Source organism: Microlunatus sagamiharensis (assembly GCF_900105785.1).
Lineage (GTDB): Bacteria > Actinomycetota > Actinomycetes > Propionibacteriales > Propionibacteriaceae > Microlunatus > Microlunatus sagamiharensis.
Genome location: NZ_LT629799.1, coordinates 3,504,033 through 3,528,757 on the forward strand (window position 1 = coordinate 3,504,033; position 24,725 = coordinate 3,528,757).

Consider the following 24,725-nt stretch of genomic DNA (forward strand, 5'->3'; position numbering starts at 1 on the left):
CTCAGTAGGCCAGCGACCGGTCGACCGCGTCGAGCACGCGGTCGAGGTCGGGCAGGTAGTCCTCCTCGGCCCGGCTGGGCGGGTAGGGCACGTCCATGCCCGCCACCCGCAGCACCGGGGCCTCGAGGGAGTAGAAGCACTCCTCGCTGATGCGCGCCGCGACCTCCGCGCCCAGCCCGACGCTCACCGGCGCCTCGTGCACGACGACGGCGTGGCCGGTGCGGCGCACCGACTCCAGGACGGGCCCGAGGTCCAGCGGCGAGAGCGTGCGCAGGTCGATCACCTCGAGCTCGCGGCCCTCGTCGGCCGCGGCGGTGGCGGCCTCGAGGCAGGTCTTGACCATTGGGCCGTACGCGATCAACGTGCCGTCGCGCCCCGGGCGGACCACCCGCGAGGAGTGCAGGCCGAGCGGCTCGGTGGTGGTGTCCACCTCGGCCTTCTCGTAGTAGCGCCGCTTGGGCTCGAAGAAGACCACCGGGTCGTCGGAGGCGACGGCCTGCTGGATCATCCAGTAGGCGTCGACCGGGTTGGAGCAGGCGACGACCTTGAGCCCGACCGTGTGGGCGAAGAGGGCCTCGGGCGACTCGCTGTGGTGCTCGACCGCGCCGATGCCGCCGCCGAAGGGGATGCGGATGACGATCGGCATCGCGACCTGGCCCTTGGAGCGCCAGCGCATCCGCGCCACCTGCGTGACGATCTGGTCGAAGGCCGGGAAGACGAAGCCGTCGAACTGGATCTCGCAGACCGGGCGGTAGCCGCGGATCGCGAGCCCGACGGCGGTCCCGACGATGCCGCTCTCGGCCAGCGGGGTGTCGATGACGCGCGACTCGCCGAAGTCCTTCTGCAGGCCCTCGGTCACGCGGAACACGCCGCCGAGCTTGCCGATGTCCTCGCCGGCGAGCAGGACCTTGGGGTCGTCCTCCATCGCCTTGCGCAGCCCGGCGTTGAGCGCCTTGGCCATGGTCATCGTCCGCACCGGGGCGGGCGTGCCCTCGTCGCGCCCCCGGGAACCGGGACCGCTGCTCGCGCGCACGCTGGTGGTGCTCATCGGGCCTCCTCGAAGCTCGCGGCGTACTCCTCGTGACGGGCGAGCTGCTCGACCAGCTCGGGTGACCTCGTCGCGTACACCCAGTCGAACGTCTCGGCCAGGGTCGGCTCGGGGAGCGCGAGGCACTCCTTCCGCAGCCGCATGGCCAACTCGTCGGACTCGGTGTCGACCGAGGCGAAGAAGTCGGCGTCGGCCGCACCGGTGCGCTCGAGGTAGGCCCGCACGCGGGTGATCGGGTCGCGGTCGCGCCACTGCGCGAGCTCGTGCTCGAGGCGGTACTTCGTGGGGTCGTCCGACGTGGTGTGCGCGCCCATCCGGTAGGTGTACGCCTCGATGAACGTCGGCCCGTTGCCCGAGCGCGCCCGGTCCAGCGCCGCCGTCGTCACCGCGTGCACCGCGAGCGCGTCGTTGCCGTCGACCCGCACGCCGGGCAGGCCGAAGCCCGCCGCGCGGCGGTAGAGCGGTGCGCGCGACTGGCGCTCGATGGGCTCGGAGATGGCCCACTGGTTGTTCTGGCAGAAGAAGACGACCGGCGCGTTGTACGAGGCGGCGAAGACCAGGCCCTCGTTGATGTCGCCCTGGCTCGTCGCGCCGTCGCCGAAGAAGCACACGACCGCGGCGTCGCGCTCGGGGTCACCGCTGCCGACCAGGCCGTCGCGTTCGAGGCCCATGCCGTAACCGGTCGCCTGCAGGCCCTGCGTGCCGATGATGATCGCGTAGAGGTGCACGCCGTGCTGCACGACGTCCCAGGTGCCCGGGTCGGTGCCGCGGAACATCGCCAGCAGCCGGAGCGGGTCGACGCCGCGGCCGATCGTGATGCCGTGCTCGCGGTAGGTCGGGAAGGCGTAGTCCTGGCCGCGCATCGCGTGCACGGCGCCGATCTGCGCACCCTCCTGGCCGAGCAGCGAGGGCCACAGGCCCAGCTCACCCTGGCGCTGCAGCGCGATCGCCTCGGCGTCGACACGGCGCACGCGGACCATGTCGGCGTAGAACTGGCGGACCAGCGCGTCGTCGCCGGCGAAGGCGTAGTCGGGGTGCTCGACCCGCTCGCCCGTGGGTGTCAGCAGCTGCACCGCGGCGTCGGGACCGCTCTCGTCGAGCCCGCTCAGACCGTCGCTCACCGCGCTCCTCTCGTACGCCGGAAGGGTCGCCCCCGGCGGTTCGGGTCAACGTACTCCCGGCCCCCGGGCGGGGGGAAAACAACTTGCGGTGCCTACTTCCTCGTCCTGGCAGGCCTCGTCCGACGATGACCGCGGCGTCCCGATGAGTCCGGGGCGCCGGGACGGTCGACACCCCGACGCGGACGGAGCGCCGCCCCGCCAGGCGCAGCGCGCGCACGAGCAGACGGGGGACCCATGGGCGAGCAGGTGACGACGAGCCGGGGCGACGTGGTCGCGTACGACCGGCTGGGCGAGGGACCGACGGTGGTCCTGGTGGCCGGGGCGGGTTCGCTGCGCGGCGACGCGCGCGTCGTCCGGACGACCGAGCTGCTCGCCGCCGCGGGCGTGACCGCCGTCGTCCCCGACCGGCTGGGCCGCGGCAGTAGCGCGGCGGAGGGCACGCTCGACCTCGACCGCGAGCTCGAGGCGCTGCGCGCGGTCGTGGACGCGAACGGCGGCACCGCGGTGCTCTGCGGCCACTCGTCGGGGTGCTCGATCAGCCTGCACGCGGCCGCCGCCGGGCTGCCCGTGGCCGGGCTCGTGCTCTGGGAGGCCCCGCTCGCCGCCCCGGCCGCCCGGGTCGCGGACTGGGTCGAAGGGCTCGAGCAGCGCATCGACGCGGGTGAGCTCGAGGCCGCGCAGGAGTGGTACATGCGCGACATGCCGCCGGAGTGGCTGGCCGGCGCCAAGGCGTCCCCGGCGTGGCCGGCGATCTACGCGGGGGTCGTCGCCCTGCGCGCCGACGCGCAGTCGCTCGGCTGGGCGACGGAGCAGCTCGAGTCGGGGGGCCTGCGCGACGCCGTCACCGTGCCCGTCCTGGCGACGTACGGGTCGTCCACCCAGGCATCGATGGTCGAGGCGGCCGACCGCGTACGCCGCGTGCTGCCCCGGACCGAGGTCCGCGAGGTGGCGGGGGCCCACCACACGTGGGAGCCCGACGCCTTCGCCCCCGTCCTCGCCACGTTCACCCGGGCCTGCCTGCCCGGCTGAGCGGCCCTTCGACAGGCTCAGGGGTCGTGGTCAGGAAGCCCTTCGACAGGCTCAGGGAGCGTGGTCGCGCACGCGGGTGCGCGGACGAACCCGACCACGATCCCTGAGCTCGTCGAAGGGCGCTCACCCCCTGCGGACCGACGCCCGGTCGACAGGCTTACGGACGGGGTCGGGCGAGCCCAGGAACGCGGACGTGCCCTGGACCAGAGGTCCAGGGCACGCCGGGGGTCGAGCAGCGTCCGGGGGGTCCGGGGTCAGAAGACGCTGTTCGGGTCGTAGTACTCCTTGATGTTCTCGCAGCCGATCCCGACGGCCTTGGTGAACGACTCCGGCGGGTAGTCCGACGGCTTCTTCGCCCCCGTCGCGACGTCGAGGGCGATGCCGAGCGCCTGCTCCGCGGCCAGCGACGGCGAGTTCAGCCCCGTCGAGATGTAGCGCCCGTCGCAGCCGCCCTGGTCGATCAGCGCGAGGGCCTCCTTCTGCCCGTCGGCCGACGCCGCGACGTACACGTTCTTGTACTGCGGCTTCTGGATGACGTTGTACGCGCCCAGCGCCATCGAGTCGTTCAGGCCCAGCACGAGGTCGGTGTCGGGGTTGGCGGCGAGCATGTTCTCCGCCGCGACCTGGCCCTTGTCCTGCTGGTAGTCGCCGGACTGCTCGCTGGCGATCGTGTACTGCAGGCCACCCTCCTTCAGGCCGTCGAGGAAGCCCTGGCGCCGGTTCGGGCCGACGAACTCGTCGGTGGCCGGGCCGGTGAGGATGACCATCTTGATGCTCGACTTGCCCGCGTCCAGGAAGCGCTTGGCGGTGATCTTGCCCGACTCGCGGCCGATGGTCAGGTTGTCCGAGGACACGCTGGTCATGCCGGTGTCGGGGACGCCGGTGTCGATGTAGATCACCGGGATCTTGGAGGCGATCTGGGTCATCATCTGGTACTGGCCCTTGACGCTGGTGGCGTTGACGATCATCACGTTCGCGCCCTGCGCCATCATGGCCTGCATCTGGTTGTACTGGATCGCCGGGTCCTTGTTCGCCGACTGGAACAGCAGCTTGAAGCCCTTGTCCTTGGCGATCTGCTCCGCCTGCACCTGCATCGCCGCGAAGTACGGCGCCTGCAGCTGCTGCTGGGCGAAGCCGATGGTGACCGACTGCGCGTTCGGCTCGACGCCGCCCGCCGGGCCCTGCGCCGGCTGCGACGAGGGGTAGATCTGGCCGCAGGCGCTCACGCCGAGCAGCAGGACCGTGCCCGCGGCGGCCGCGGCCGAGCGGAGCAGGCGCGTCCGGCGCCGGTTGGGTGCTCTCATCGTGCGTCCCTCCGTCCCGTCGTGCTCACTTGCCCGCCGTCGCGCGGCGCTTGCGGCTGAACTGCACCGTCGCCAGCGTCACCGCGACCAGGATCAGGGCGCCGCGGAAGGCGTCCTGGAGGAAGGTCGAGACGTTGAGCAGCGAGAGCAGGTTGGCGATCACGGCGAAGATGATCGTGCCGACCACGGCCCCGAACACCTTGCCGAAGCCCCCGGAGAGGCGGGCGCCACCGATGACGACCGCGGCGATGGCCTCGAGCTCGAGCAGGTTGCCGGCGGTCGAGGTGCCGCTCGCGAAGCGGCCCAGGAACATCCAGCCGCCGAGCCCGACGAGCAGGCCGGCCAGGATGTAGACCGACCACAGGGTGGTGCGGACCGGGATGCCCGAGCTGCGCGCCGCGTCGATGTTGCTGCCGATCGCGTACACGCGGCGGCCCCACACGGTCCGGTAGAGCAGGAAGGCGATCAGCGCCACCATGACCAGCCAGATGATCGCGAGCACCGGGATGCCGATGATCGTCGTCTGGCCGAAGGTCGCGTACGAGGCCGCGGCCTCCGGGTTGATCGGGATGCCGTTGCCGTAGGCGTAGACCAGGCCGCGGGCCAGGGCCAGCATGCCCAGCGTCACGATGAAGGGCTCGAGGCCGCGGAAGGCGACCAGCCAGCCGTTCACGGCGCCGACGATGCCGCCGATGATCACGGCGACGACCAGCCCGAGGAAGACCGACGGCCCGCCGAACAGGCCGGCCGCGATCACCGCGGCCAGGCCGAGGGCCGAGCCCACGCTGATGTCGATGCCGCCGGTGAGCACGACGATCAGCTCGCCGAGCACGACCACGCCGATGATCGACATCTGCAGCAGCAGGTTGGTCAGGTTGGTGCCGCCCCAGAAGATCGAGCCGCGGGTGATCGTGGCGACCAGCAGCAGCGCCACCAGGATGTAGAGGGCGTACTGGCTCTTGAGCCAGTCAACCACCGGGCTGCTCCGCTGAGCCTCCGGCTGGGCCGACGGGGCCGGAGCCGTCGCGGTTGCGGTCATCTGTTCTGACTCCTTCGTCGGGTGCAGCGGGGGTGGTGCGTGGTGCTCGTCGTACGGGGTCGTGCGCAGGACGGGCCGGCCGTCGGCCCCGCTCAGTCCTGGTGGGTGAGGGCGGTGCGGATCAGGTCGTCGGTGTCGGCCTCGGACGGGTCGAACTCGGCGACGACCTTGCCGTTGCGCATCACGAGGATCCGGTGGCAGAGCGAGAGCAGCTCCTCGGCCTCGCTGGAGATCACCAGCACGCCCTTGTCGCGCGCGGCGACGCTGTGGATGATCTCGTAGATGTTGGCCCGGGCGCCGACGTCGATGCCCTTGGTCGGCTCGTCCAGGACGACGAAGTCCGGGTCGGACTCGAGCCACTTGGCGATGACGACCTTCTGCTGGTTGCCGCCGGAGAGCGAGCGCGTGTAGGTCTTGGGCCCGCCCTTGACCTGGAACTCGCTGATCAGCTCGCGGACCCGGCTCTTCTCCTTGGTGGTGTCGATGACGCCGCCCTTGGACCACTTCGGCAGCACGACGAGGCTCATGTTCTCGCCGTTGTCGAAGTCCTTGACGAAGCCCTCGAGCCGGCGGTCCTCGGTCAGGTAGACCACGGACTTGTCGAGCGCCTGACCCGGCGAGTTCAGCTGGACCTCCTCGCCGCGGATCTGGATGGTGCCGCTCGCCGCCCGCTTCTGGCCGGTGACCGTGCGCCCGACCGAGGAGCGGCCGCTGCCGACGAGGCCGTAGAGCCCGACGACCTCGCCGGGGTAGACGTCGAAGGAGACGCCGGCCGCGGTCCCGCCGTGCAGGTCGCGGACCGCCACCAGCGGCTGCTTGCCCTCGGTCTGCACCGGCGCGGGACGCTCGACGGCCCGCAGGGCCTGGCCGATCATCAGCGTGGTGACCTCGTCCGGCGTGGTCTCGGAGGTCTTGAGCACGTCGACGAGCTGGCCGTTGCGCAGCACGGCGATGCGGTCGCTCATCGCGAACACCTCGTTCAGCCGGTGGCTGACGAACATGATGTGCGTCCCGGCCTCACGCTCGCGCTTGACCAGGTCGAGGATGTCGTTGAAGTGCTCCTCCGACGTCGACGCGGTCGTCTCGTCCAGGATCATGATCTGGTGGTTGGTCACCTCGGCCCGGCTGAGGGACAGCATCTGGCGCTGGCCGGGGCCGAGGTCCCGGGCCAGCTGGTTGGTGCGCAGGGCGCCGAGCCCGACCTTGCCCAGCACCTCGCGGGTCTGGTGGGAGTTGGAATCGACCTTGGTCGCCCAGGGGCGGATGTCGCGGCCCTCGCGCAGCTTGTAGAGCCACACGTTCTCGCCGACGGTGAAGTCGTCGATGATCAGCGGCTCCTGGAACATCATCAGGACGCCGGCCTGCTCGGCCTCGGCGGCGTTGCGGACCGGGTGGTCGTAGCCCGCGACCCGGATCTCGCCGTCGGTCGGGGTCTCGACGCCCGCGAGGAGCTTGGCGAACGTCGACTTGCCGGCACCGTTGGCCCCGCAGACCGCCAGCACCTCGCCGGCGTAGCCCTCGAGGTCCACGCCGTCGAGCGCCTTGACGCCCGGGTAGTGCTTCTTGATCCCGCGGGCGGTGAAGGCGACGTCACCGACCTGGGGGCGGGCGCTCTGCCCCCGCTCCACCGTCGTCGTCACCGGGCCACACCGTCGTGGAATCGCGTCACGGTGACCAACCTCCTGCACCACTGGTCTGGTGTCAAGGACATGTACGGACAGGGTTTGGCCACGGTTCGGTGCAACGCGTGTGACGCGTGGGAGCAGCAGACCCGGTCCCGGGACGGGGGCGGACGGGCCGGTCAGGGCACCAGGACGGCCTTGACCACCGCGCTGTCGGCGGTGGCGGCGAGGGCGTCGGCGTACGCGTCGAGGCCGAAGCGGTGGGTGACGATCCCCGCCGGGTCGACCCGACCGGTGCGCAGCAGGCGCAGCGCGCGGTCGAACGAGTGCTGCTGCGCGAACGAGCCCTTGATCGTCAGCTCGCGGCGGAACACGTCGTACGAGCGCACCGGCCAGACGGCGGCCTCGGGCGGGACGCCGTAGACGAAGACGGTGCCGCCGGTCCGCACCAGCGGCAGCGTGGTCTCGAGCACGCCGGGTGCGCCCGTCGCCTCGACCACCACGTCGAACCCGTCGGGCGCGAGGGCCGCCAGCTGCGCCGCCCCGAGCTCCGGCTCGCCGCGCCGCAGGCGCACGGCCTCGTCGGCGCCGCGGGCCCGGGCCAGCGCCAGCTTGGCCTCGCTCGGGGCCGCGACGGTGAGCCGACCGGCCCCGCCGCGGGCCAGCAGCGACGTCAGCACGAGCCCGGTCGGGCCGGCGCCGAGCACCAGCACGTCGGCGCCGGGCTGCAGCGCCAGCACGTCGAGGCCGTGGACGACGCAGGCGACCGGCTCGGCCAGGACCGCGACCTCGGGGTCGAGGTCGTCGACGAGGAAGCAGCGGTCCGCGTCGGTCAGCACCAGCTCGGCGAAGCCGCCGGGCGCGTTCACGCCCTGCGCCACGAGGTGGTGGCAGAAGGCCGGGCGGGCGCGCCGGCACTCGGCGCAGCGCCCGCACGAGGCCGTGTTGTCGACGACGACGCGGTGGCCGAGCAGGTCCTCGGCGCCGGTGCCCGCCTCGACCACCTCGCCCACGAGCTCATGACCCGGCGTCAGCGGGTAGGTCGGCCCGAACTCGCCGTCGTGCAGGTGCAGGTCGGTGCCGCAGACGCCGGCGACCAGGACCCGGAGGACGACCTCGCCCGGTCCGGGGTCGGGCACCTCGACGTCACGGACGCTGAACCGGCGCGGCTCGTCGTAGACGACCGCGCGGGCCCTGCGGGTCGACGGGCCGGTCACGGGATCGCGTACCCGCCGTCCATGAGCAGCTCGGTGCCCACGCAGAAGGCGGCCTCGTCGCTGAGCAGGTAGCCGACGCCGCCGGCGATCTCCTCGGGCGTGGCGAAGCGCCCGGCCGGGGTCTGCTCCTTCCACAGCGGGTGCAGGTCGGTGCGGTTGGTCAGCAGCGGCGTGTCGACGTAGCCGGGCGAGAGCGCGTTGACCCGGACGCCGCGACCGACCCACTCGTACGCGAGCGACTTGACCATGGCGACCACGCCGGCCTTGGAGGCGTTGTACGCGACCTGGCGCTGCGGGACGTTCACGACGTGCTGCCCCGACATCGAGGCGATGGCGACGATGCGGCCGGAGCCCTGCTCGAGCATGACCCGGCCGAAGTCGCGGCAGGTCAGGAAGACCCCGGTGAGGTTGACCCCGATCGTCAGCGACCAGCGCTCGAGGCTCATGTCCTCCGCGCCCGTGTCGCCCTCGGCCACCCCGGCGCCCGCGACCAGCGCGTCGACCCGTCCGGCCCGCTCGACCACGGTGGTCACGGCGGCCCGCACCGACTCCTCGGAGGTGACGTCGACCTCGACCACCTCGCCCACCGGGTCGCCGACCGAGGGCGTCGCGCCCGGCCGGTCCAGGCTGAAGACCCGCGCCCCCCGCTCGGCGAACCAGGTGGCCGCGGCCAGGCCGATGCCCCCCGCCGCTCCGGTCACCACGACGACCGCCTGCTCGGGCCAGGTCATGAGCCCACCTCCTCCAACGTCACGACCACGGCCGGTGCCGGGTCCTGGGGCTTGTCGTGGTGCAGCGACACCGCGCGCTCGAGGTCGACCTCGAAGCGGGTGCGGTCGCCGCGGTGCAGCGCCACGAAGGACTCGACCGGGCGTTCGCCGGCCCAGGTCGTGCTGCGCAGCCGCAGCAGCGGGTCGCCGGGGCGCAGCGCCAGCAGGCGCGCGGTCTCCTCCGACGCCGGCACGGCCTCCACGCTGCGGCGCCCGTGCGTGAGCCGTACGCCGTAGCGGCTCTCGAGGACGCCGTACAGCGACTGCTCGGTGAAGTCCTCGTGCTCCAGCTCGGGCGCGACGTCGGTGGGGAGGTGCGTCGTCGTCAGCACCCAGGGCTCGCCGCCGACGTGGCGGAGCCGTTCGAGGACCAGCACCGGGGCGCCGACCTCGAGCTCGAGCGCCGCGGCGACGACGTCGTCGGCGGGCACGACCTCCTGGCGACGGACGGTGCTGCTGACGCCCACGCCGCGCGCGCTCATCTCCTCGTGCAGCCCGGTCAGGCGGGCGACGAGGTGCTCGGTCGTCCGGGGCCGGGCGACGTAGGTCCCACGGCCCTTGACCCGGACCACGACGCCCTCCGTCTCCAGCTCGGCGAGGGCCTGGCGCACCACGCTCCGCGAGACGCCGAGCGCGCGGCAGAGCTCGTTGTCGCCCGGGACGCGCGCGCCCGGTGCGAGGTCCTCGGCGCGGACCTGGGCGAGGAGGATCTGCTTGACCTGGTGGTACAGCGGCAACGCCGACCCGCGGTCGAGCTCCTTCGCCGTCACACGGGTGACAGTAACCGGGCCGGACCTTGTCCGTACAGGGTCCCCGTCGGTAGGCCCGGTCATGGCCGGGTCTCGACCGGGACCGGACCGTGGTGGCTCGAGCGTCGATCGTGCCGGACTCGTGCATCGCGTTGACGAACTTGTCCGGACAGGTCTACGTTCGCCGGGTGCCCGTCCCCCTCCCCCCTGGTGGGACGGGCACGCCTGTCCTCGTGACCAGCCGCTCCTTCTCCAGCGGCGACCTCGACCTGCGCGCCGAGCTCGAGGCGGCCGGGTGCGCGGTGCGGAGCGGTCCCCCCGACCACGACCTCGCGCAGCTCGCTCCCCTCCTCGCCGACACCGTCTGCTGGGTCGCGGGCACCGGCCCGGTCACCGCGGCCCACCTCGACGCCGCTCCGCACCTGCGCCTCGTCGCCCGGTACGGGGTCGGGGTCGACGCCGTCGACCTCGCGGCCGCGGCCGGGCGCGACGTCCTCGTCACGAACACCCCGGGCGCCAACACCGAGGCGGTCGCCGACCTCGCCCTGGCCCTGACCCTCGCGGCCCTGCGCGATGTCGTGCCCGGCGACCGCGGGGTCCGCGCGGGCACCCCGAAGGTCACCCGCGGCCGCGAGCTCGGCAGCCTGACCGTCGGGGTCGTCGGCTTCGGCCGGATCGGCCGCGGGGTCGCGCGGCGGCTCTCCGGCTTCGGCTCGCGCGTGCTGGCGTACGACCCGTACGTCGCCCCCGGCAGCGTGCCCGAGGTCGAGCTCCTCGACCTGCCCGACCTCGTCGCGCAGTGCGACGTCCTCACGCTGCACGCCCCCGGCGAGGAGGTGCTCGTGGACGAGGCGCTCCTCGGACGGTTCCGTCCCGGCGCGGTCCTCGTAAACACCGCGCGGGCGGCGCTCGTCGACGAACCCGCCGTGGCGGCGGCCCTGCGCGAGGGCCGGCTGGCCCGCTACGCCGCCGACGTCCTCGCCGCCGACGGCCCCGACGCCCCGCTGCTCGCCGACGACCTGGTCGCGCTCACCACCTTCACCGCCCACGCCGGCGCCCACACCGTCGGCGCCGTGGACGGCATGGGCCGGGGCGCGGTCGACGCCGTCCTCGACGTCCTCGCCGGCCGCACGCCCGCCCACCTCGTCAGCCCGAAGGGGTCCTCATGACCGCACGACCGCCCGAGCGCGACGGGCTCGCCGCCCTCCGGGAGACCGTGGTCGTCGCCGTGCTGCGCGCCCCGTCCGCCGCGGCCGCGGTGTCCACCGTCGACGCCCTGGTCGCCGGCGGCGTCACGGGCATCGAGATCACCTACAGCACGCCGAACGTCCCGACCGTCCTGCGCGAGGTCCGCGACCGGCACCCGGACGTGCTGCTCGGCGCGGGCACCGTGCGCACGCCCGCCCACGCCGAGGAGGCCGCGGGTGCGGGCGCCGAGTTCCTGGTGAGCCCGGGGACGCTGCCCGAGGTGAGCCGCGCGATGCTCGGCACCGGGGCGACGGTGCTGTCCGGGGCGCTGACGCCCACCGAGGTCATGACCGCGGTGGACCTCGGCGTGCACGTGGTCAAGCTCTTCCCCTCCTCCCTGGGCGGGCCGGCGTACCTCAAGGCCCTGCGAGGGCCGTTCCCGGACGTGGCCTTCTGCCCGACCGGTGGCGTCAACCCCGGCAACCTCGGCGACTGGCTGGCGGCCGGAGCCGTCGCCGTGGGGGCGGGCGGGGAGCTGACCCCGGCCGAGGCGCTGGCCTCCGGCGACTGGGCGGCCGTGACCGCGGCGGCGCGCGAGTTCCGCGCGGCGGCCGACGCCGTACGGGGGTCGGGCTCGTGAGCGCCCGGATGGGGTTCGTCGGCGTGAGCACCGGCGGTTCGTCGATCCTGACGGTCTTCCCGCGCTGGGCCGAGGTGCTCGGGCTCCCGGCCCGCACCCTGGTCGGCCACGACGTGCCGCTCGACGCGCCGCCCGAGGTCTACCGCGACCTCGTCTCCGCGATCGCCGCGGACGACGACGAGACCGGCGCGCTGGTCACGACGCACAAGGTCGCCGTGCACGACGCGTGCGCGGACCTCTTCGACGAGCTCGACGACCTGTCGCAGACCTTCGGCGAGGTCTCCTGCATCAGCAAGCGCGACGGGCGGCTGCTGGGCAGCGCCAAGGACCCGCTGACCGCGCGGCTGGCGCTGGAGGAGTTCCTGCCGTCCGACCACTTCGCCACCACGGGGGCGTCCGCGCTCGTCCTCGGCAGCGGCGGTGCCGGCACGGCGCTCAGCCAGCAGCTCGGTGTCCGCGGCGACCGGCCCGGGCAGGTCGTGTGCACGGCGCTGGAGCAGGGCCCGCTCGACCACGCCCGTTCCGTGCACGAGCGCTCCGGGGTGCCAGACGGCCTGGTCCGCTACGTCCGGACGGCGGGCCCCGAGGACGTGACCGCCCTGGTCGAGGCCCTGCCCGCCGGCAGCCTCGTCGTCAACGCGACCGGGATGGGCAAGGACCGCCCGGGCTCGCCGGTCCCGGACGGCGTCGAACTCCCCCGCGACGGCTACGTGTGGGACTTCAACTACCGCGGCAGCCTCGAGCTGCTCGCCCAGGCGCGGGCCCAGCAGGCGGAGCGCGGCCTGCACGTCGAGGACGGCTGGCGCTACTTCGTGCACGGCTGGAGCCAGGCCGTGGCCGAGGTGTTCGCCGTGCCGATGCCGCCCGAGACCGTCGACGAGCTGGGGCGGGTCGCCGCCAGCACCCGAGCTCCGTGAGCGCCAGCGAGCGGAGCTCAGCGGGGGGTGCGGGGGGTCGTCCCCCCGCACCGGCACGGTGATCCCTCGGGGGCAGGTCCGGACGGTCCTCGGCGACGTCGAGGCCGAGTCCCTCGGCGCGACGAACTACCACGAGCACCTCTTCCAGGTCAGCCCGCTGCTGCCCGGCGACGAGCTCGACGACGAGGTTGCGAGCCAGGCGGAGGCGGCGTCGCTGCGGGGATCGGGCTTCGACGCGATGGTCGACGCGACGCCGACCGGTCTGGGCCGCAACCCGCTCGCGCTGAGGCGGATCAGCGCGGCGACCTGGCTGGGGGTGGTGGCCACGACGGGCGCCCACCGGGCGGAGCACTACGGCTCGGGCCACTGGCTGCTCGACGCCTCCGAGGAGGCGCTGGCCCAGCGGTTCACGGCCGACGTCCTCGACGGGATCCCCGAGTCCGACGGACCGGAGCCCGGAGCGAGGACGCAGGTCCGGGCGGGGGTAGTCAAGGCGGGCATCGGCTACTGGACGATCAGCCCGTACGCCCGTCGTGTCCTGGCCGCGGTCGCCGCGACGCACCGCGCAACCGGGGCCGCGGTGATGGTCCACCTCGAGCACGGGAGCGCGACGTTCGAGGTGCTCGCGCTGCTGGCCGACCTCGGCGTGCCCGCGAGCGCCGTCTGCCTGGCCCACGTCGACCGCAACCCGGACCCCGGCCTGCACGCCGAGCTGGCCAAGGCCGGGGCGTACCTCGGCTACGACGGCTGGGCCCGGACCCAGCGCTGGCCCGACTCGGTCCTGCTGGACTGCCTGCTCGCCGCCGCGGAGCAGGGCGCGGCCGGGCGGATCCTGCTCGGCGGGGACGTCGCCCGCGCCACCCGCTACCGCGCTTACGGCGGGCTGCCGGGCCTGGCCTACGTCGGGAAGCGCGTGCTGCCACGGTTGGAGCGCGCGGCGCCCACTGGTCTGGTCGACCGTCTGCTGCGCACCAACCCGGCCGGCTGGCTGGCCGGGACCCGATCGAAGGAGCTCGGCTGATGATCATCGCCCACGACCTCGGAACGACCGGTGACAAGGCGACGCTCGTCAGCGCCGACGGCGAGCTGGTCGCCGCCGTCACGTCCTCGTACGCCACCGACTTCGGTCCGGGCGGCAAGGCGGAGCAGGACCCGGAGGCGTGGTGGACCGCCCTCGGGACCGCGACGCGCGAGCTGCTCGAGCGCACCGGGACGCGGGCGAGCGACGTCGAGGCGGTGTCGTTCTCGGGCCAGATGATGGGCGCGGTGCTGCTCGACGGGCACGGCGACCCGGTGCGGCCGGCGACGATCTGGGCCGACACCCGCTCGACCGCGGAGACCGCGACGCTGGTCGAGCGCGTCGGGATGGAGCAGGGCTACGCGATCACCGGCCACCGGCTCAACCCGACCTACTCCACGACCAAGGTCATGTGGGTGCGTGAGCACGAGCCCGAGGCGTTCGCCCGGGCGGTGACCGTCGTCAACGCCAAGGACTTCGTCGGGCACCGGCTGACCGGCGAGCTCGCGACCGACCCGTCGGACGCCTCCAGCACCAACGCGTACGACCAGCGCACCGGCGAGTGGTCGGCGGAGATCCTCGAGGCGGCCGGGCTGCCGGCGTCGCTGTTCCCGCAGGTCCTGCCCTCGACGGCCGTGCTCGGCCGCGTCACGCGCGACGCCGCGCGGGCGACCGGGCTGGCCGAGGGCACGCCGGTCGTGGTCGGCGGCGGCGACGGGCCGATGGGCGCGCTCGGCGCGGGGATCACCGGGCCGGAGTCGGGCACGTACTGCTACCTCGGCTCGTCGTCGTGGGTCTCGCTGGCCTCCGACGCGCCGCTCTACGACCCGGGCATGCGGACGATGACGTTCAACCACGTGCTGCCGGACCGCTTCGTGCCGACGGCGACGATGCAGGCGGGCGGGGCGTCGCTGGAGTGGGTCGTCGACACGCTCGCGCCGCGCGAGGCGGACGTCGACGGGAACCGCTACGCCCGGCTGCTCGGCGGCGCCGACGAGGTCGAGGCGTCCGGCGACGGCCTCTTCTTCCTGCCGCACCTGCTCGGCGAGCGCTCGCCCTACTGGAACCCGGCCGCGCGGGCGGTGTTCGCGGGGCTGGCCCGCCACCACGGCCCGGCACACCTGACCCGGGCGGTGCTCGAGGGCGTGGCCTTCAACCTGTGGACGGGCCTGCGCGCGTTCGAGGAGCTGGGCGTCGAGGTCACCTCCGTCGACGCCATCGGGGGCGCCGCGAACTCCCCCGTCGTCCTCCAGGTCCTCGCCGACGTCTGGGGCGTGCCCGTCGTCCGCCGCAGCCTCACCGACGAGGCCACCGCCGTCGGCGCGGCCGTGGTCGCCGGGGTCGGCGTGGGCATGTTCGACGACTTCGACGCGGCCAAGCGCTTCTCCGCCGAGGTCGCCACCGCGACGCCGGACCCCGAGCGGCACGAGCGCCTCGCGGCGTCGTACGCGCTGTTCATGGAGGCGTACGAGCGCCTGGAGCCCTGGTTCGACAAGCTCTGAGCCCGACGAGCCGCGCGGATCTGCTCAGAACGCGCGCCGAGATGGTCGGGGCGGGCCGGCCGCACGCTCAGGTCGGGCCCACTCCGCGATCTCGGGTGGCGAATTGAGCAAAGACCGCCGCGACTCAGCCCTCAGCCCCGCGCCGCCGGGCGCGGTAGGCGGCGACGTTGGCCCGGTTGCCGCAGTTGCCGGTGTCGCAGTAGCGCTTGGAGGAGTTGCGCGACAGGTCGACGAGGACGGCCTCGCAGTCCTCGGCCGCGCAGGTCTTCAGGCGGGCGAGGTTGTCGGTGCGGATGAGGTCGAGCACACCCATCGCCGCCTCGGCGCCGATGCGGTGCGCGAGCGGTGCGGTCGGCTCGGTCATGTGCAGGTGCCAGTCGAGCTGGTCGTGCTTGGTGAGGTAGGGCGTGGTCGTCGTCTCGGCGAGCATCGCGTTGACCAGTCCGGCCGCCTCCGCCCGGTCGCCCGCCGACCACAGGGCCCGGAGCCGCTCGCGGATCTCGCGCACCGCGTCGACCTCGGCCTGGGTCCGCAGCCGCTCCCCCGACATCGACACGACCTCCAGGAACGCGTCCAGGTCGGCCACCGACTCGAGGGTGTCGACGCCGTCGCGGCGCGTGTTCACCAGGACGGCCGCCGCGGCCAGGCCGTCGGTCGTGTCACTGGTGAAAAGCATCTTGACTCCTGACAAGGGCGGGTTCTAGTGTCACGAGTGTAAAGCCCCTTCGGTCATGACACGATGATCGCGAGGACCAGCACCACCGAGGAGCCTGCCGTGGCCACGACCGAGACCGCCAGCCCCGCCACCACCCCGACGGGCTCCGCGCCGGCGTCGGGCCGCGGCGTCGGGCTCGCGATCGCCCTCTCGTCGGCGGCGTCGTTCGCCCTGTCGGGGTCCTTCGGCCACGCCCTGCTCGACCTCGGCTGGTCGCCGACCGCGCTCGTCGCGGCGCGCGTGGGCGGGGCGTTCCTGGTCCTGGTCGTCCCGTGCCTGCTGCTGCTGCGGCGCACCGGCCTGCCGAACCTGCGCCAGTCCGGCCGCCTCGTCGTCTACGGCGTCGTCGCGGTCGCGGGTGCGCAGCTCTTCTACTTCAGCTCGCTGCAGTACCTCTCGGTCGGCGTCGCGCTGCTCCTGGAGTACCTCGCCCCCGTCGTCCTCATCGGCTGGCGCTGGGCCCACGGCGACCGGCCGACGCGAGCCGTCGTCCTCGGCGCCGCGCTCGCGCTGGTCGGTCTCGCCCTCGTCCTCGACGTGGTCCACGGCATCACCGTCTCGCCGGTCGGGGTCGCGTACGGCCTCGGCGCCATGCTCTGCCTGGCCGGCTACTTCATCCTCGCCGAGGACCAGCCGGGCGGCCAGGCCGTGCCGCCGCTGCTGCTCACCACCGCCGGCACCGGCATCGGCGCCGTTGCGCTGCTCCTCGTCGGCGGGATCGGCGTGCTGCCGCTGAGCGTCGGCTTCGGCTCGACCGTGCTGGCCGGGGTCTCCGTGCCCTGGTGGGTGCCGATGGCGCTGCTGGTCCTCGTGGCCGCGGTCCTCGCCTACCTGACCGGGATCATCGCCGTCCGGCGCCTCGGTGGCGCGGTGGCGTCGTTCGTCGCGCTGACCGAGGTGCTCTTCGCCGTGGTGTTCGCCGCCCTGCTCGTCGGCCAGATCCCGAGCGGCACGCAGGTGCTGGGTGGGGTGCTCGTGCTCGTCGGCATCGTCGTCGTGCAGGGCGGCTCCGCGACCGCGCCGCCGTGGGAGGCCGGGCGGGTCCTGCTGCGGCGGATGCGGGGCGGGCCCCGCTCCTAGCCTCCTAGGATCGAGCGGTGACGTCCGGGCTGCTCGTCGCCGGGACGTCGTCCGACGCCGGCAAGTCGCTGGTCGTCACCGGCCTCTGCCGGGCGCTGGTCCGCCGCGGGCTCGACGTCGCGCCGTACAAGGCGCAGAACATGAGCAACAACTCCGGCGTGTGCGCCGACGGCGCCGAGATCGGCCGGGCCCAGCTCCTCCAGGCCACGGCCGCCCGCGTCGAACCCACCTCAGCCATGAACCCCGTCCTCCTCAAGCCCGGCACCGACCGCCGCGCGCACGTCGTCGTGCGCGGTCGCCCGGGCGGCGTGCTCGAGGCGGGCCAGTACGCGACCGGGCGCCGGCACCTCGCCGAGGCGGCCTGGGCGGCGTACGAGGAGCTGGCCGCGGAGCACGACCTGGTCGTCTGCGAGGGCGCCGGGTCGCCCGCGGAGATCAACCTGCGCTCCGGCGACTACGTGAACCTCGGCCTGGCCCGACGCTTCGACCTGCCGGTCGTCGTGGTCGGCGACATCGACCGCGGCGGCGTCCTCGCGTCGTTGTACGGGACGGTCGCCCTCCTCGAGCCCGAGGACCGCGCGCTCGTGCACGCGTTCGTGATCAACAAGTTCCGCGGCGACCCCGACGTGCTGACGCCGGGGCTCGAGGAGATCACCCGCCGTACGGGCGTGCCCTTCGCCGGCGTGCTGCCCTGGCTCGACGGCGTCTGGCTCGACGCCGAGGACACGCTCGAGGTGGGCGCCTGGCGGCGCTCGTCGTCGGCCGGGCCCGGCCTGCTGCGGGTGGCGGTCGTGCGCTTCCCGCGCGTCTCCAACGCCACGGACGTGGAGGCGCTCGCCGCCGAACCGGGCGTCGAGGTCCGCGTCACCACCGACCCCGCCGTCGTCGCGGGCGCCGACCTGGCCGTGCTGCCCGGCACCCGGGCCACGTTCTCCGACCTCGCCTGGCTGCGCCGGACCGGCCTCGCCGACGCGGTCCTCGCCCGCGCCCGCCGCGAGGCCCCGGTGCTGGGGATCTGCGGCGGCTACCAGATGCTCGGCCAGCAGGTCGAGGACCCCGACGCGGTCGAGTCGGCCGAGGCCGGCACGGTCGACGGGCTGGGGCTGCTGCCGGTCACGACGCGCTTCCACCCCGACAAGTCGCTGGGCCGCCCGGCCGGCACGTGGCGCGGGCACGAGGTGCGGGCGTACGAGATCCACCACGGCCGCGCCGAGCCTGCCGCGGGCGGCGTCGACGCCGAACCCTTCCTCGACGGCCGGCGCACCGGGTCGACCTGGGGCACCGTGTGGCACGGGGCGCTGGAGAACGACGGGTTCCGGAGGGCGTGGCTCGCCGAGGTCGCCGCGGCGGCCGGCTCCTCGTGGACCGCCGCGGCGGACGCGCCGGCCTTCGGAGCGCGGCGCGAGACCATGATCGACACCCTCGCCGACGCGGTCGAGGAGCACCTCGACCTCGACCTGCTGCTTGCGCGCACGCGGGTCGGCGCGGGGGCCCGCGCATGAGCGTCCGGGTGCTGGTCGTCGGCATCGGCAGCGGCGACCCCGCCCACCTGACGGGCGAGGCGGTCGCCGCCCTGAACGCCGTCGACGTCTTCCTCGTCGCCGACAAGCGCGAGGCGACCCGCGACCTCGTGACCCTGCGCGCCGAGCTCTGCGCGGCGGTGATCACGCACGGGCGCTACCGGTTCGTCGAGGTGCCCGACCCCGAGCGCGGGCCGGACGCCCAGCGCGGGTCGGCGGCGTACGCGGAGGCGGTCCGCGCCTGGCACGCCGAGCGCGCCCGCCGGCACGCGGGGACGATCACGGACGAGGTCGGGAGCGAGGGGACGGTCGGGTTCCTCGTCTGGGGCGACCCGTCGCTCTACGACTCGACGCTGCGCGTGGTGGGCACGATCGCCGGGCAGCTGGAGGCGTCCGGCGTCGAGGTCGACCTCACCGTCGTGCCCGGCCTCAGCAGCGTCACCCTGCTCGCCGCCCGGCACCGGATCGCGCTCAACCGCGTCGGGCAGCCGGTGCACATCACGACCGGGCGCCGGCTCGTCGAGGAGTACGACCCCGCGCTCGGCGACGTCGTCGTCATGCTCGACGGCGACCTGGCCTGCACCGGGCTCGTCGACGCGCACCCGGACCTCGAGATCTTCTGGGGCGCGCAGCTCGGGCTCGCCGACGAGGCGCTCGTCGCCGGTCGGCTGGTCGAGGTGCTGCCGGAGATCCGCGCCCGCCGGGACGCCCTGCGCCAGGCGCGCGGCTGGGTCATGGACACCTACCTGCTGCGTCCCGCCTGACGTCAGACGCGCCCGAGCAGCGCGGTCACCCGCTCGACCAGCAGGTCGGTCGCCGCCGGGTCGTGGTCGGCGTACCCCGCCTCGGTGAACAGGTGCGTCGCGCCCGGGTAGCGGAAGAGCTCCGCGTCCGGCACGACCTCGACGATGCTCCGCGCCGCCGCGAGGTCGCCCTCGTCCATGAGCGGGTCGTCCTCCTTGAGGTGCACCTGGACGGGCACGCCCCGAGGCCACGGTGCGTCGAAGTCGCTCGGCGCCCCCGCCGCGCTGATGAGGACCGCGGCCCGGGCGCCGAGCCGGGTCTGGGTCAGGAGCTGCGCCGGCAGCGCGCCGAGCGAGATCCCGGCGTAGACCAGCTCGCGGGGCAGGTCCTCGGCGACGACCCGGCCCCGCTCGACCAGGGTGTCGAAGCCGACCTCGTCGACGTACGCGCGGGCCGTCCCGCGGTCGGTGAAGGTCCGCCCCTCGAACAGGTCGGGCAGGTGCACGGTGTGCCCGGCCTCGCGGAACCGCTCGGCGAGCGCCTCCATGCCCGCCGTCCGCCCGAGGACGTGGTGGAACAGCAGGACCTCAGCCATGGGTCTCCTTCACGGGGTCTGCCATCGGAGGCCCGGGAACCGGGCGAAGTGGCGGTCGAACGTCACCCAGGTCGCCCCGGCCTCGATCGCCGTCGCGGCGTGAGCCGCGTCGGACACCAGGGGCCCGCGCGCCGACGACTGGACGCACAGCTCCCGGAAGACCGACCACCAGCTGCGTCCGGGCCTGACGACCTGCGTGACCGCTCGGAGCCTCTCGAGCTCGCCGAGGATCTGGACCGCAGGCGTGGGCGTCCGGAAGATCCGCGGGTTCGTCACGACGCGGACGACGGCGGCCAGGACGCTCTCGGTCACGCCGACGGGCTCGACACCCGCGACCGCTGACTGGAGCCACGAGCGGGCGACGTCGTGGTGCTCGTGGTCCGACCGGAGGGCCGCCACCAGGACGTTAACGTCGGGAATCAACATCCGTGCCCTCCTCCTCGAGCTCGAGGAGTGCGGCGTTGCTGGTCAGGTCCACTCCGGGCATGACCCCGTCCCCCCGGAACGGCCTGACCACGAACGGCGGCTTGTCGCCCGCCTCGTGCCGGGCGAGCGCGTCACGCAGCGCCTGCTCCAGGAACGACGTGACCGTCCGTCCCTCGTCGGCCGCCCGCCGGCGCACCTCGCCGTAGAGCTCGTCGGGGAGGTTGACCGTCGTCCGCACGCACATCAGCATACGGCGGCGTATGCCGATATGGCTCAGCCGTGCCCGAGGATCCGCTCGACGTCGATGACGAGGACGACCCGCTCGGGGTTGACCCGCGGCTGGCGGTAGCGCCGGGCGTACCGCTCGACGGCGTCGGCGACGGCCGCCTCGTCCCGCTCGACGTGGACCGGCCCCTGCAGCGTGAGCCAGCGACGCCCGTCGACCTGGCAGACGGCGGCGACGGCGCCCGGTCTCGCTGCGAGCCTCGCCTTCACCGAGGTGCCGCCAGTGATCACCCGGGCCAGCCGGGTCTCCGGCTCGTAGGTGAACCCGACCGGGACGACGTGCGGCGTCCCGTCGGCGCGGACGTTGGTCAGCGTGGCGAGGTGGCGCTCGGTGAGGAAGGCCAGCGTCTCCGCGTCGAGCGCGGCGAGGTCGAGGCTCATGACGGGATCTCGACACTCGATCGGCTGGGCAGGTTCGACGCACGCTCAGCGCGCGGGACCAGCGCGATCGAGTGTCGAGATGCCGTCGGCCGGCTCACGAGACCCGGTCCTCGAGGTCGCCCTCGACGTCGAGGTAGACCTGCTGGAGCTGGTCCATCAGCTCGGGGTCGGGCGCCGACCACAGGCCGCGGTCGGCGGCCTCGCTCAGCTTCTCCACCATCGCGTGCAGCGCCCAGGGGTTGGCGTGGCGCAGGAAGTCCTGGTTCTCCTTGTCGAGGACGTAGGTCTCGGCCAGGGTCGAGTACATCCAGTCCGGTACCACGCCCGCCGTCGCGTCGAACCCGAAGAGGTAGTCCACCGTCGCCGCCAGCTCGAACGCGCCCTTGTAGCCGTGCTTGCGCATGCCGGCGATCCAGCGCGGGTTGACGACCCGCGACCGGAAGACGCGCGCGGTCTCCTCGGTGAGCGTGCGCGTGCGGATCGCGTCCGGCGTCGTGCTGTCGCCGACGTACGCCTTGGGGTCCTCCCCGGTCAGCGCGCGCACGGTCGCGACCATGCCGCCGTGGTACTGGAAGTAGTCGTCGGAGTCGGCGATGTCGTGCTCGCGGGTGTCGATGTTCTTGGCCGCGACCGCGATGCGCCGGTAGGTCGACTCCATGTCCTCGCGCGCGGGCGCGCCGTCGAGGTCGCGCCCGTACGCGAACCCGCCCCAGGCCGTGTAGACCTCGGCCAGGTCGGAGTCGTCGCGCCAGTTGCCGGACTCGATGACCTGGAGGATCCCGGCGCCGTACGAGCCGGGCTTCGACCCGAAGATCCGCGTGGTCGCGCGGCGCTCGTCGCCGTGAGCGGCGCGGTCGGCGTCGGCATGGCGGCGGACGTAGTTCCGCTCGTGCGGCTCGTCGAGGCCGGCGACCAGGCGTACGGCGTCGTCGAGCATCGCGACGACGTGCGGGAAGGCGTCCCGGAAGAAGCCCGAGATCCGCACGGTCACGTCGATCCGCGGACGGCCGAGCTCGTCGAGCGGCAGCGGCTCGAGCCCGACCACGCGCCGCGACTGCTCGTCCCAGGTCGGCAGCACCCCGAGGAGCGCGAGCACCTCCGCCACGTCGTCGCCGGAGGTCCGCATCGCCGACGTGCCCCAGACCGACAAGCCGACCGAGGCTGGGTACTCGCCGGTCTCCTCCAGGTAGCGCGCCAGCAGCGAGTCGGCCATCGCCTGGCCGGTCGTCCAGGCCAGCCGCGACGGGACGGCCTTGGGGTCGACGGAGTAGAAGTTCCGCCCGGTGGGGAGCGTGTTGACCAGGCCGCGCAGCGGCGAGCCCGACGGTCCGGCGGGGACGTAGCCACCGGCGAGGGCGTGCAGCGTGTTCGTCAGCTCGTCGGAGGTGCGGGCCAGGCGCGGCACGACCTCGCGGCAGGCGAAGGTCAGCGACGCCGCCACTCCCTCGTTGGCTGCGCCGAGCACCGACTCCACGACCCCGGGCACCCGCGACTCGTCCCAGCCGGCGTCCGCGACCGCCTGGACCAGGGCGCGCGCCTGCTCCTCCGCGGCGTCGGCCTCGGCCGTCGTCGACTCGTTCTCCTTGAGCCCGAGCGCGACGCGCAGGCCGGGGACGCCGTTGACCTGGCCGCCGAACACCTGGTTGGCCCGCAGCACGGCCAGCACGAGGTTGACGAGGTTCTCGCCCTCGGGCGCCTGGCCGAGCACGTGCAGCCCGTCGCGGATCTGGACGTCCTTGATCTCGCAGAGCCAGCCGTCGACGTGCATGACGAAGTCGTCGAACACCTCGTCGTCCGGCCGGTCCGACAGCCCGAGGTCGTGGTCCATCTGCGCGGCCTGGACGAGCGTCCAGATCTCGCCGCGCAGCGCCGGCGCCTTGGCCGGGTCCATCGCCGAGACGGTCCCGTACTCGTCCAGCAGCTGCTCGAGCCGGGCGATGTCGCCGTACGCCTCCGCGCGCGCCATCGGCGGCACGAGGTGGTCGATGACGGTGGCGTGCGCGCGGCGCTTGGCCTGGGTGCCCTCGCCCGGGTCGTTGACCAGGAACGGGTAGATCAGCGGCATCGAGCCGAGCGCCGCGTCCGTGCCGCACGAGGCGGACAGGCCGAGGTTCTTGCCCGGCAGCCACTCGAGGTTGCCGTGCTTGCCGACGTGCACCACGGCGTGCGCGCCGAACTCGCGCTCGATCCAGCGGTAGACGGCGAGGTAGTGGTGCGTCGGCGCGAGGTCGGGGTCGTGGTAGATCGCGATCGGGTTCTCGCCGAAGCCACGCGGCGGCTGCACGAGGATGACGACGTTCCCGGCCTGGAGCGTCGCGGCCACGATCTCGCCGTCGGCGTCCTGGCTGCGGTCGACGAACAGCTCGCCCGGCGCCTCGCCCCAGGTCTGCGTGACGTGCTCGACGAGGTCGTCCGGCAGGTCCGCGAGCCACCGCTTGTACGCCGCCGCGGGGATGCGGACGCGCTGACCGGCGACCTGGTCGCTGGTCAGCCACTCCGGGTCCTGCCCGCCCGCGTCGATGAGGGCGTGGATGAGGGCGTTGCCCGCCGTCGTGTCCGGCTCCTCGTCCTCCACCTCGGGCAGCGGGGCGGTGCCGGGGATCTCGCCGGGCTCGCCGAGGTCGTAGCCCTCCTCGCGCAGCGCGCGGAGCAGCCGGATGACCGACACGGGTGTGTCGAGGCCGACGGCGTTGCCGATGCGCGAGTGCTTGGTCGGGTAGGCCGACAGCACGATCGCGATCTTGCGCTCGCTCGGCGGCACGTGCCGCAGGCGGGCGTGGTTCACGGCGAGCGAGGCGACCCGCGCGCAGCGCTCGGGGTCGGGCACGTAGTGCGGCAGCCCGTCGGCATCGACCTCCTTGAAGGAGAACGGCACCGTGATGATGCGCCCGTCGAACTCGGGCACCGCGACCTGCGTCGCCACGTCGAGCGGCGAGAGGCCCTCGTCGGCGTCGGCCCAGTCCTGGCGGCTCGTGGTCAGGCACAGGCCTTGCAGGATCGGGACGTCGAGCCCGGCGAGCTTGCGCACGTCCCAGCCCTCGTCCTCGCCCCCGGCCGAGGCGTTCGCCGGGCGGGTGCCTCCAGCGGCCAGGACGGTGGTGATCAGCGCGTCGTACGTCCCGAGGTGCTCGATGAGGTCGTCCGGCGCGTCCCGCAGCGAGGCCGCGAAGACGGGCACCCCGACGCCGCCCGCGGCGTCGATCGCATCAGCGAGGGCGGAGACGTACGCGGTGTTCCCGGCCGTGAACTGCGCCCGGTAGAAGAGGATCGCGACGCGCGGGCGTACGGGGAGAACGCCAACCCCTTCAGGGCCCTTCGACAGGCTCAGGGAGCGTTCTTCGGAGCTCGGCAGCGGCCGCGGCAGCGCGCCCCACTGGGGCTGCTCGACCGGGGGCTCGAAGCCCTCGCCCGTCAGCAGCACGGTGTCGGAGAGGAAGGCGTGGAGCTGGCGGAGGTTCTCCGGGCCGCCCTGGGCGAGGTAGCGGTGGGCCTCGGCGCAGGTGCCGATCGGGACCGTCGACTGCTCCATCAGCGCCGCGTCGGGAGCCTGCTCGCCGCCGAGGACGACCATCGGCTTCCCGAACGCGCGGATCCGCGCGAACCCCTCGCACAGGTCGCGGGGCGAGCCGAGGACGCGGGCGACGACCAGGTCGGCGGACTCGAACGCCGCAGCCATCGTCTGGTGCGCCGGGCGCCCCGGGTTGGCGACCACGTAGTCGGCGCCGCTCGCGCGGGCCGTCAGCAGGTCGGTGTCGGAGGTGGACAGCAGGGCGATCCGGGGCACGAATCTTCTCCTCACCGAGGGTCCGCGCCCT

At 73.8% G+C, this 24,725-nt stretch carries 23 protein-coding genes; 9 read left to right on the top strand and 14 right to left on the bottom strand.

Going from position 1 to position 24,725, the window contains the following annotated elements; genetic code table 11:
• Position 1 precedes the first annotated feature (1 nt).
• The gene (locus BLU42_RS16150) at positions 2-967 is read right to left on the bottom strand and encodes an alpha-ketoacid dehydrogenase subunit beta (protein WP_091080760.1); all 966 of its coding nucleotides are present in this window, start codon (positions 965-967) and stop codon (positions 2-4) included.
• A 77-nt stretch (positions 968-1,044) separates the two neighbouring features.
• Positions 1,045-2,169: a pyruvate dehydrogenase (acetyl-transferring) E1 component subunit alpha gene (gene pdhA / locus BLU42_RS16155; RefSeq protein ID WP_091076603.1), complete on the bottom strand. Its 1,125-nt coding sequence runs from the start codon at positions 2,167-2,169 to the stop codon at positions 1,045-1,047.
• Positions 2,170-2,403: 234 nt separating this feature from the next.
• Between pdhA and BLU42_RS16160 the strand changes: the two genes are divergently transcribed.
• A complete protein-coding gene (locus BLU42_RS16160; RefSeq protein WP_091076606.1) occupies positions 2,404-3,198 on the top strand; it encodes an alpha/beta fold hydrolase in 795 nt (264 codons plus the stop codon).
• A 254-nt stretch (positions 3,199-3,452) separates the two neighbouring features.
• Here the strand turns inward: BLU42_RS16160 and BLU42_RS16165 are convergent, their stop codons facing one another.
• From BLU42_RS16165 to BLU42_RS16190, 6 genes are all read right to left on the bottom strand, one after another.
• Positions 3,453-4,502, bottom strand: coding sequence for a sugar ABC transporter substrate-binding protein (locus tag BLU42_RS16165; protein WP_091076609.1), 1,050 nt, complete (start codon positions 4,500-4,502; stop codon positions 3,453-3,455).
• A 25-nt stretch (positions 4,503-4,527) separates the two neighbouring features.
• A complete protein-coding gene (locus BLU42_RS16170; RefSeq protein ID WP_231918198.1) occupies positions 4,528-5,478 on the bottom strand; it encodes an ABC transporter permease in 951 nt (316 codons plus the stop codon).
• 155 nt (positions 5,479-5,633) lie between these two features.
• Positions 5,634-7,181 carry a sugar ABC transporter ATP-binding protein gene (locus BLU42_RS16175; protein ID WP_231918200.1) on the bottom strand — a complete coding sequence of 516 codons (1,548 nt, stop codon included), beginning with the start codon at positions 7,179-7,181 and terminating at the stop codon, positions 5,634-5,636.
• Positions 7,182-7,342: 161 nt separating this feature from the next.
• A complete protein-coding gene (locus BLU42_RS16180; RefSeq protein WP_091076616.1) occupies positions 7,343-8,380 on the bottom strand; it encodes a zinc-dependent alcohol dehydrogenase family protein in 1,038 nt (345 codons plus the stop codon).
• Entirely contained in the window at positions 8,377-9,111 is a 735-nt protein-coding gene (locus BLU42_RS16185; RefSeq protein ID WP_091076619.1) for an SDR family oxidoreductase, read from the bottom strand. The genes BLU42_RS16180 and BLU42_RS16185 overlap by 4 nt, the downstream gene beginning before the upstream one ends.
• Complete coding sequence (locus tag BLU42_RS16190; RefSeq protein WP_197680479.1) at positions 9,108-9,920, bottom strand: GntR family transcriptional regulator; 813 nt, start codon at positions 9,918-9,920, stop codon at positions 9,108-9,110. The genes BLU42_RS16185 and BLU42_RS16190 overlap by 4 nt, the downstream gene beginning before the upstream one ends.
• Positions 9,921-10,132: 212 nt before the next feature.
• Here BLU42_RS16190 and BLU42_RS16195 point away from each other — a divergent pair, with 212 nt between their 5' ends.
• Genes BLU42_RS16195 through xylB form a run of 5 tightly spaced genes read left to right on the top strand, consistent with a single transcriptional unit; the run spans position 10,133 to position 15,164 of the window.
• Complete coding sequence (locus BLU42_RS16195) at positions 10,133-11,068, top strand: NAD(P)-dependent oxidoreductase (protein WP_197680480.1); 936 nt, start codon at positions 10,133-10,135, stop codon at positions 11,066-11,068.
• Complete coding sequence (locus BLU42_RS16200) at positions 11,065-11,727, top strand: bifunctional 4-hydroxy-2-oxoglutarate aldolase/2-dehydro-3-deoxy-phosphogluconate aldolase (RefSeq protein ID WP_091076628.1); 663 nt, start codon at positions 11,065-11,067, stop codon at positions 11,725-11,727. Before BLU42_RS16195 ends, BLU42_RS16200 begins: the two co-directional genes overlap by 4 nt.
• Positions 11,724-12,644 carry a shikimate dehydrogenase family protein gene (locus BLU42_RS16205; protein WP_197680481.1) on the top strand — a complete coding sequence of 307 codons (921 nt, stop codon included), beginning with the start codon at positions 11,724-11,726 and terminating at the stop codon, positions 12,642-12,644. Before BLU42_RS16200 ends, BLU42_RS16205 begins: the two co-directional genes overlap by 4 nt.
• 58 nt (positions 12,645-12,702) lie before the next feature.
• Positions 12,703-13,665 carry a phosphotriesterase family protein gene (locus BLU42_RS16210; protein ID WP_197680482.1) on the top strand — a complete coding sequence of 321 codons (963 nt, stop codon included), beginning with the start codon at positions 12,703-12,705 and terminating at the stop codon, positions 13,663-13,665.
• Positions 13,665-15,164, top strand: a complete 1,500-nt coding sequence (gene xylB / locus BLU42_RS16215; protein WP_091076631.1) for a xylulokinase — start codon at positions 13,665-13,667, stop codon at positions 15,162-15,164. The genes BLU42_RS16210 and xylB overlap by 1 nt, the downstream gene beginning before the upstream one ends.
• Positions 15,165-15,288: 124 nt before the next feature.
• On the opposite strand, the gene BLU42_RS16220 is transcribed toward xylB, so the two are convergent.
• Positions 15,289-15,840, bottom strand: coding sequence for a CGNR zinc finger domain-containing protein (locus BLU42_RS16220; protein WP_091076635.1), 552 nt, complete (start codon positions 15,838-15,840; stop codon positions 15,289-15,291).
• A 99-nt stretch (positions 15,841-15,939) separates the two neighbouring features.
• Between BLU42_RS16220 and BLU42_RS16225 the strand changes: the two genes are divergently transcribed.
• The 3 genes from BLU42_RS16225 to cobF are packed head-to-tail and all read left to right on the top strand — an operon-like array spanning position 15,940 to position 19,243.
• The gene (locus BLU42_RS16225; RefSeq protein WP_231918202.1) at positions 15,940-16,959 is read left to right on the top strand and encodes an EamA family transporter; all 1,020 of its coding nucleotides are present in this window, start codon (positions 15,940-15,942) and stop codon (positions 16,957-16,959) included.
• 17 nt (positions 16,960-16,976) lie between these two features.
• On the top strand, positions 16,977-18,461 hold the full coding sequence (locus tag BLU42_RS16230; protein WP_091076642.1) for a cobyric acid synthase: 1,485 nt from the start codon (positions 16,977-16,979) through the stop codon (positions 18,459-18,461).
• Positions 18,458-19,243, top strand: coding sequence for a precorrin-6A synthase (deacetylating) (gene cobF, locus BLU42_RS16235; RefSeq protein WP_091076645.1), 786 nt, complete (start codon positions 18,458-18,460; stop codon positions 19,241-19,243). The genes BLU42_RS16230 and cobF overlap by 4 nt, the downstream gene beginning before the upstream one ends.
• A 2-nt stretch (positions 19,244-19,245) precedes the next feature.
• Here cobF and BLU42_RS16240 read toward each other — a convergent pair whose 3' ends face one another.
• The 5 genes from BLU42_RS16240 to cobN all read right to left on the bottom strand — a co-directional run bounded on the left by BLU42_RS16240 (position 19,246) and on the right by cobN (position 24,694).
• Positions 19,246-19,818 carry a dienelactone hydrolase family protein gene (locus BLU42_RS16240; RefSeq protein ID WP_091076648.1) on the bottom strand — a complete coding sequence of 191 codons (573 nt, stop codon included), beginning with the start codon at positions 19,816-19,818 and terminating at the stop codon, positions 19,246-19,248.
• A gap of 9 nt (positions 19,819-19,827) precedes the next feature.
• Positions 19,828-20,217, bottom strand: coding sequence for a TA system VapC family ribonuclease toxin (locus BLU42_RS16245; protein ID WP_197680483.1), 390 nt, complete (start codon positions 20,215-20,217; stop codon positions 19,828-19,830).
• Positions 20,218-20,224: 7 nt separating this feature from the next.
• Positions 20,225-20,482, bottom strand: coding sequence for a ribbon-helix-helix domain-containing protein (locus tag BLU42_RS16250; RefSeq protein WP_157720022.1), 258 nt, complete (start codon positions 20,480-20,482; stop codon positions 20,225-20,227).
• A 35-nt stretch (positions 20,483-20,517) separates the two neighbouring features.
• A complete protein-coding gene (locus tag BLU42_RS16255; RefSeq protein WP_091076659.1) occupies positions 20,518-20,910 on the bottom strand; it encodes a pyridoxamine 5'-phosphate oxidase family protein in 393 nt (130 codons plus the stop codon).
• Positions 20,911-21,004: 94 nt separating this feature from the next.
• On the bottom strand, positions 21,005-24,694 hold the full coding sequence (cobN, locus tag BLU42_RS16260) for a cobaltochelatase subunit CobN (RefSeq protein WP_091076662.1): 3,690 nt from the start codon (positions 24,692-24,694) through the stop codon (positions 21,005-21,007).
• Positions 24,695-24,725: the final 31 nt, after the last annotated feature.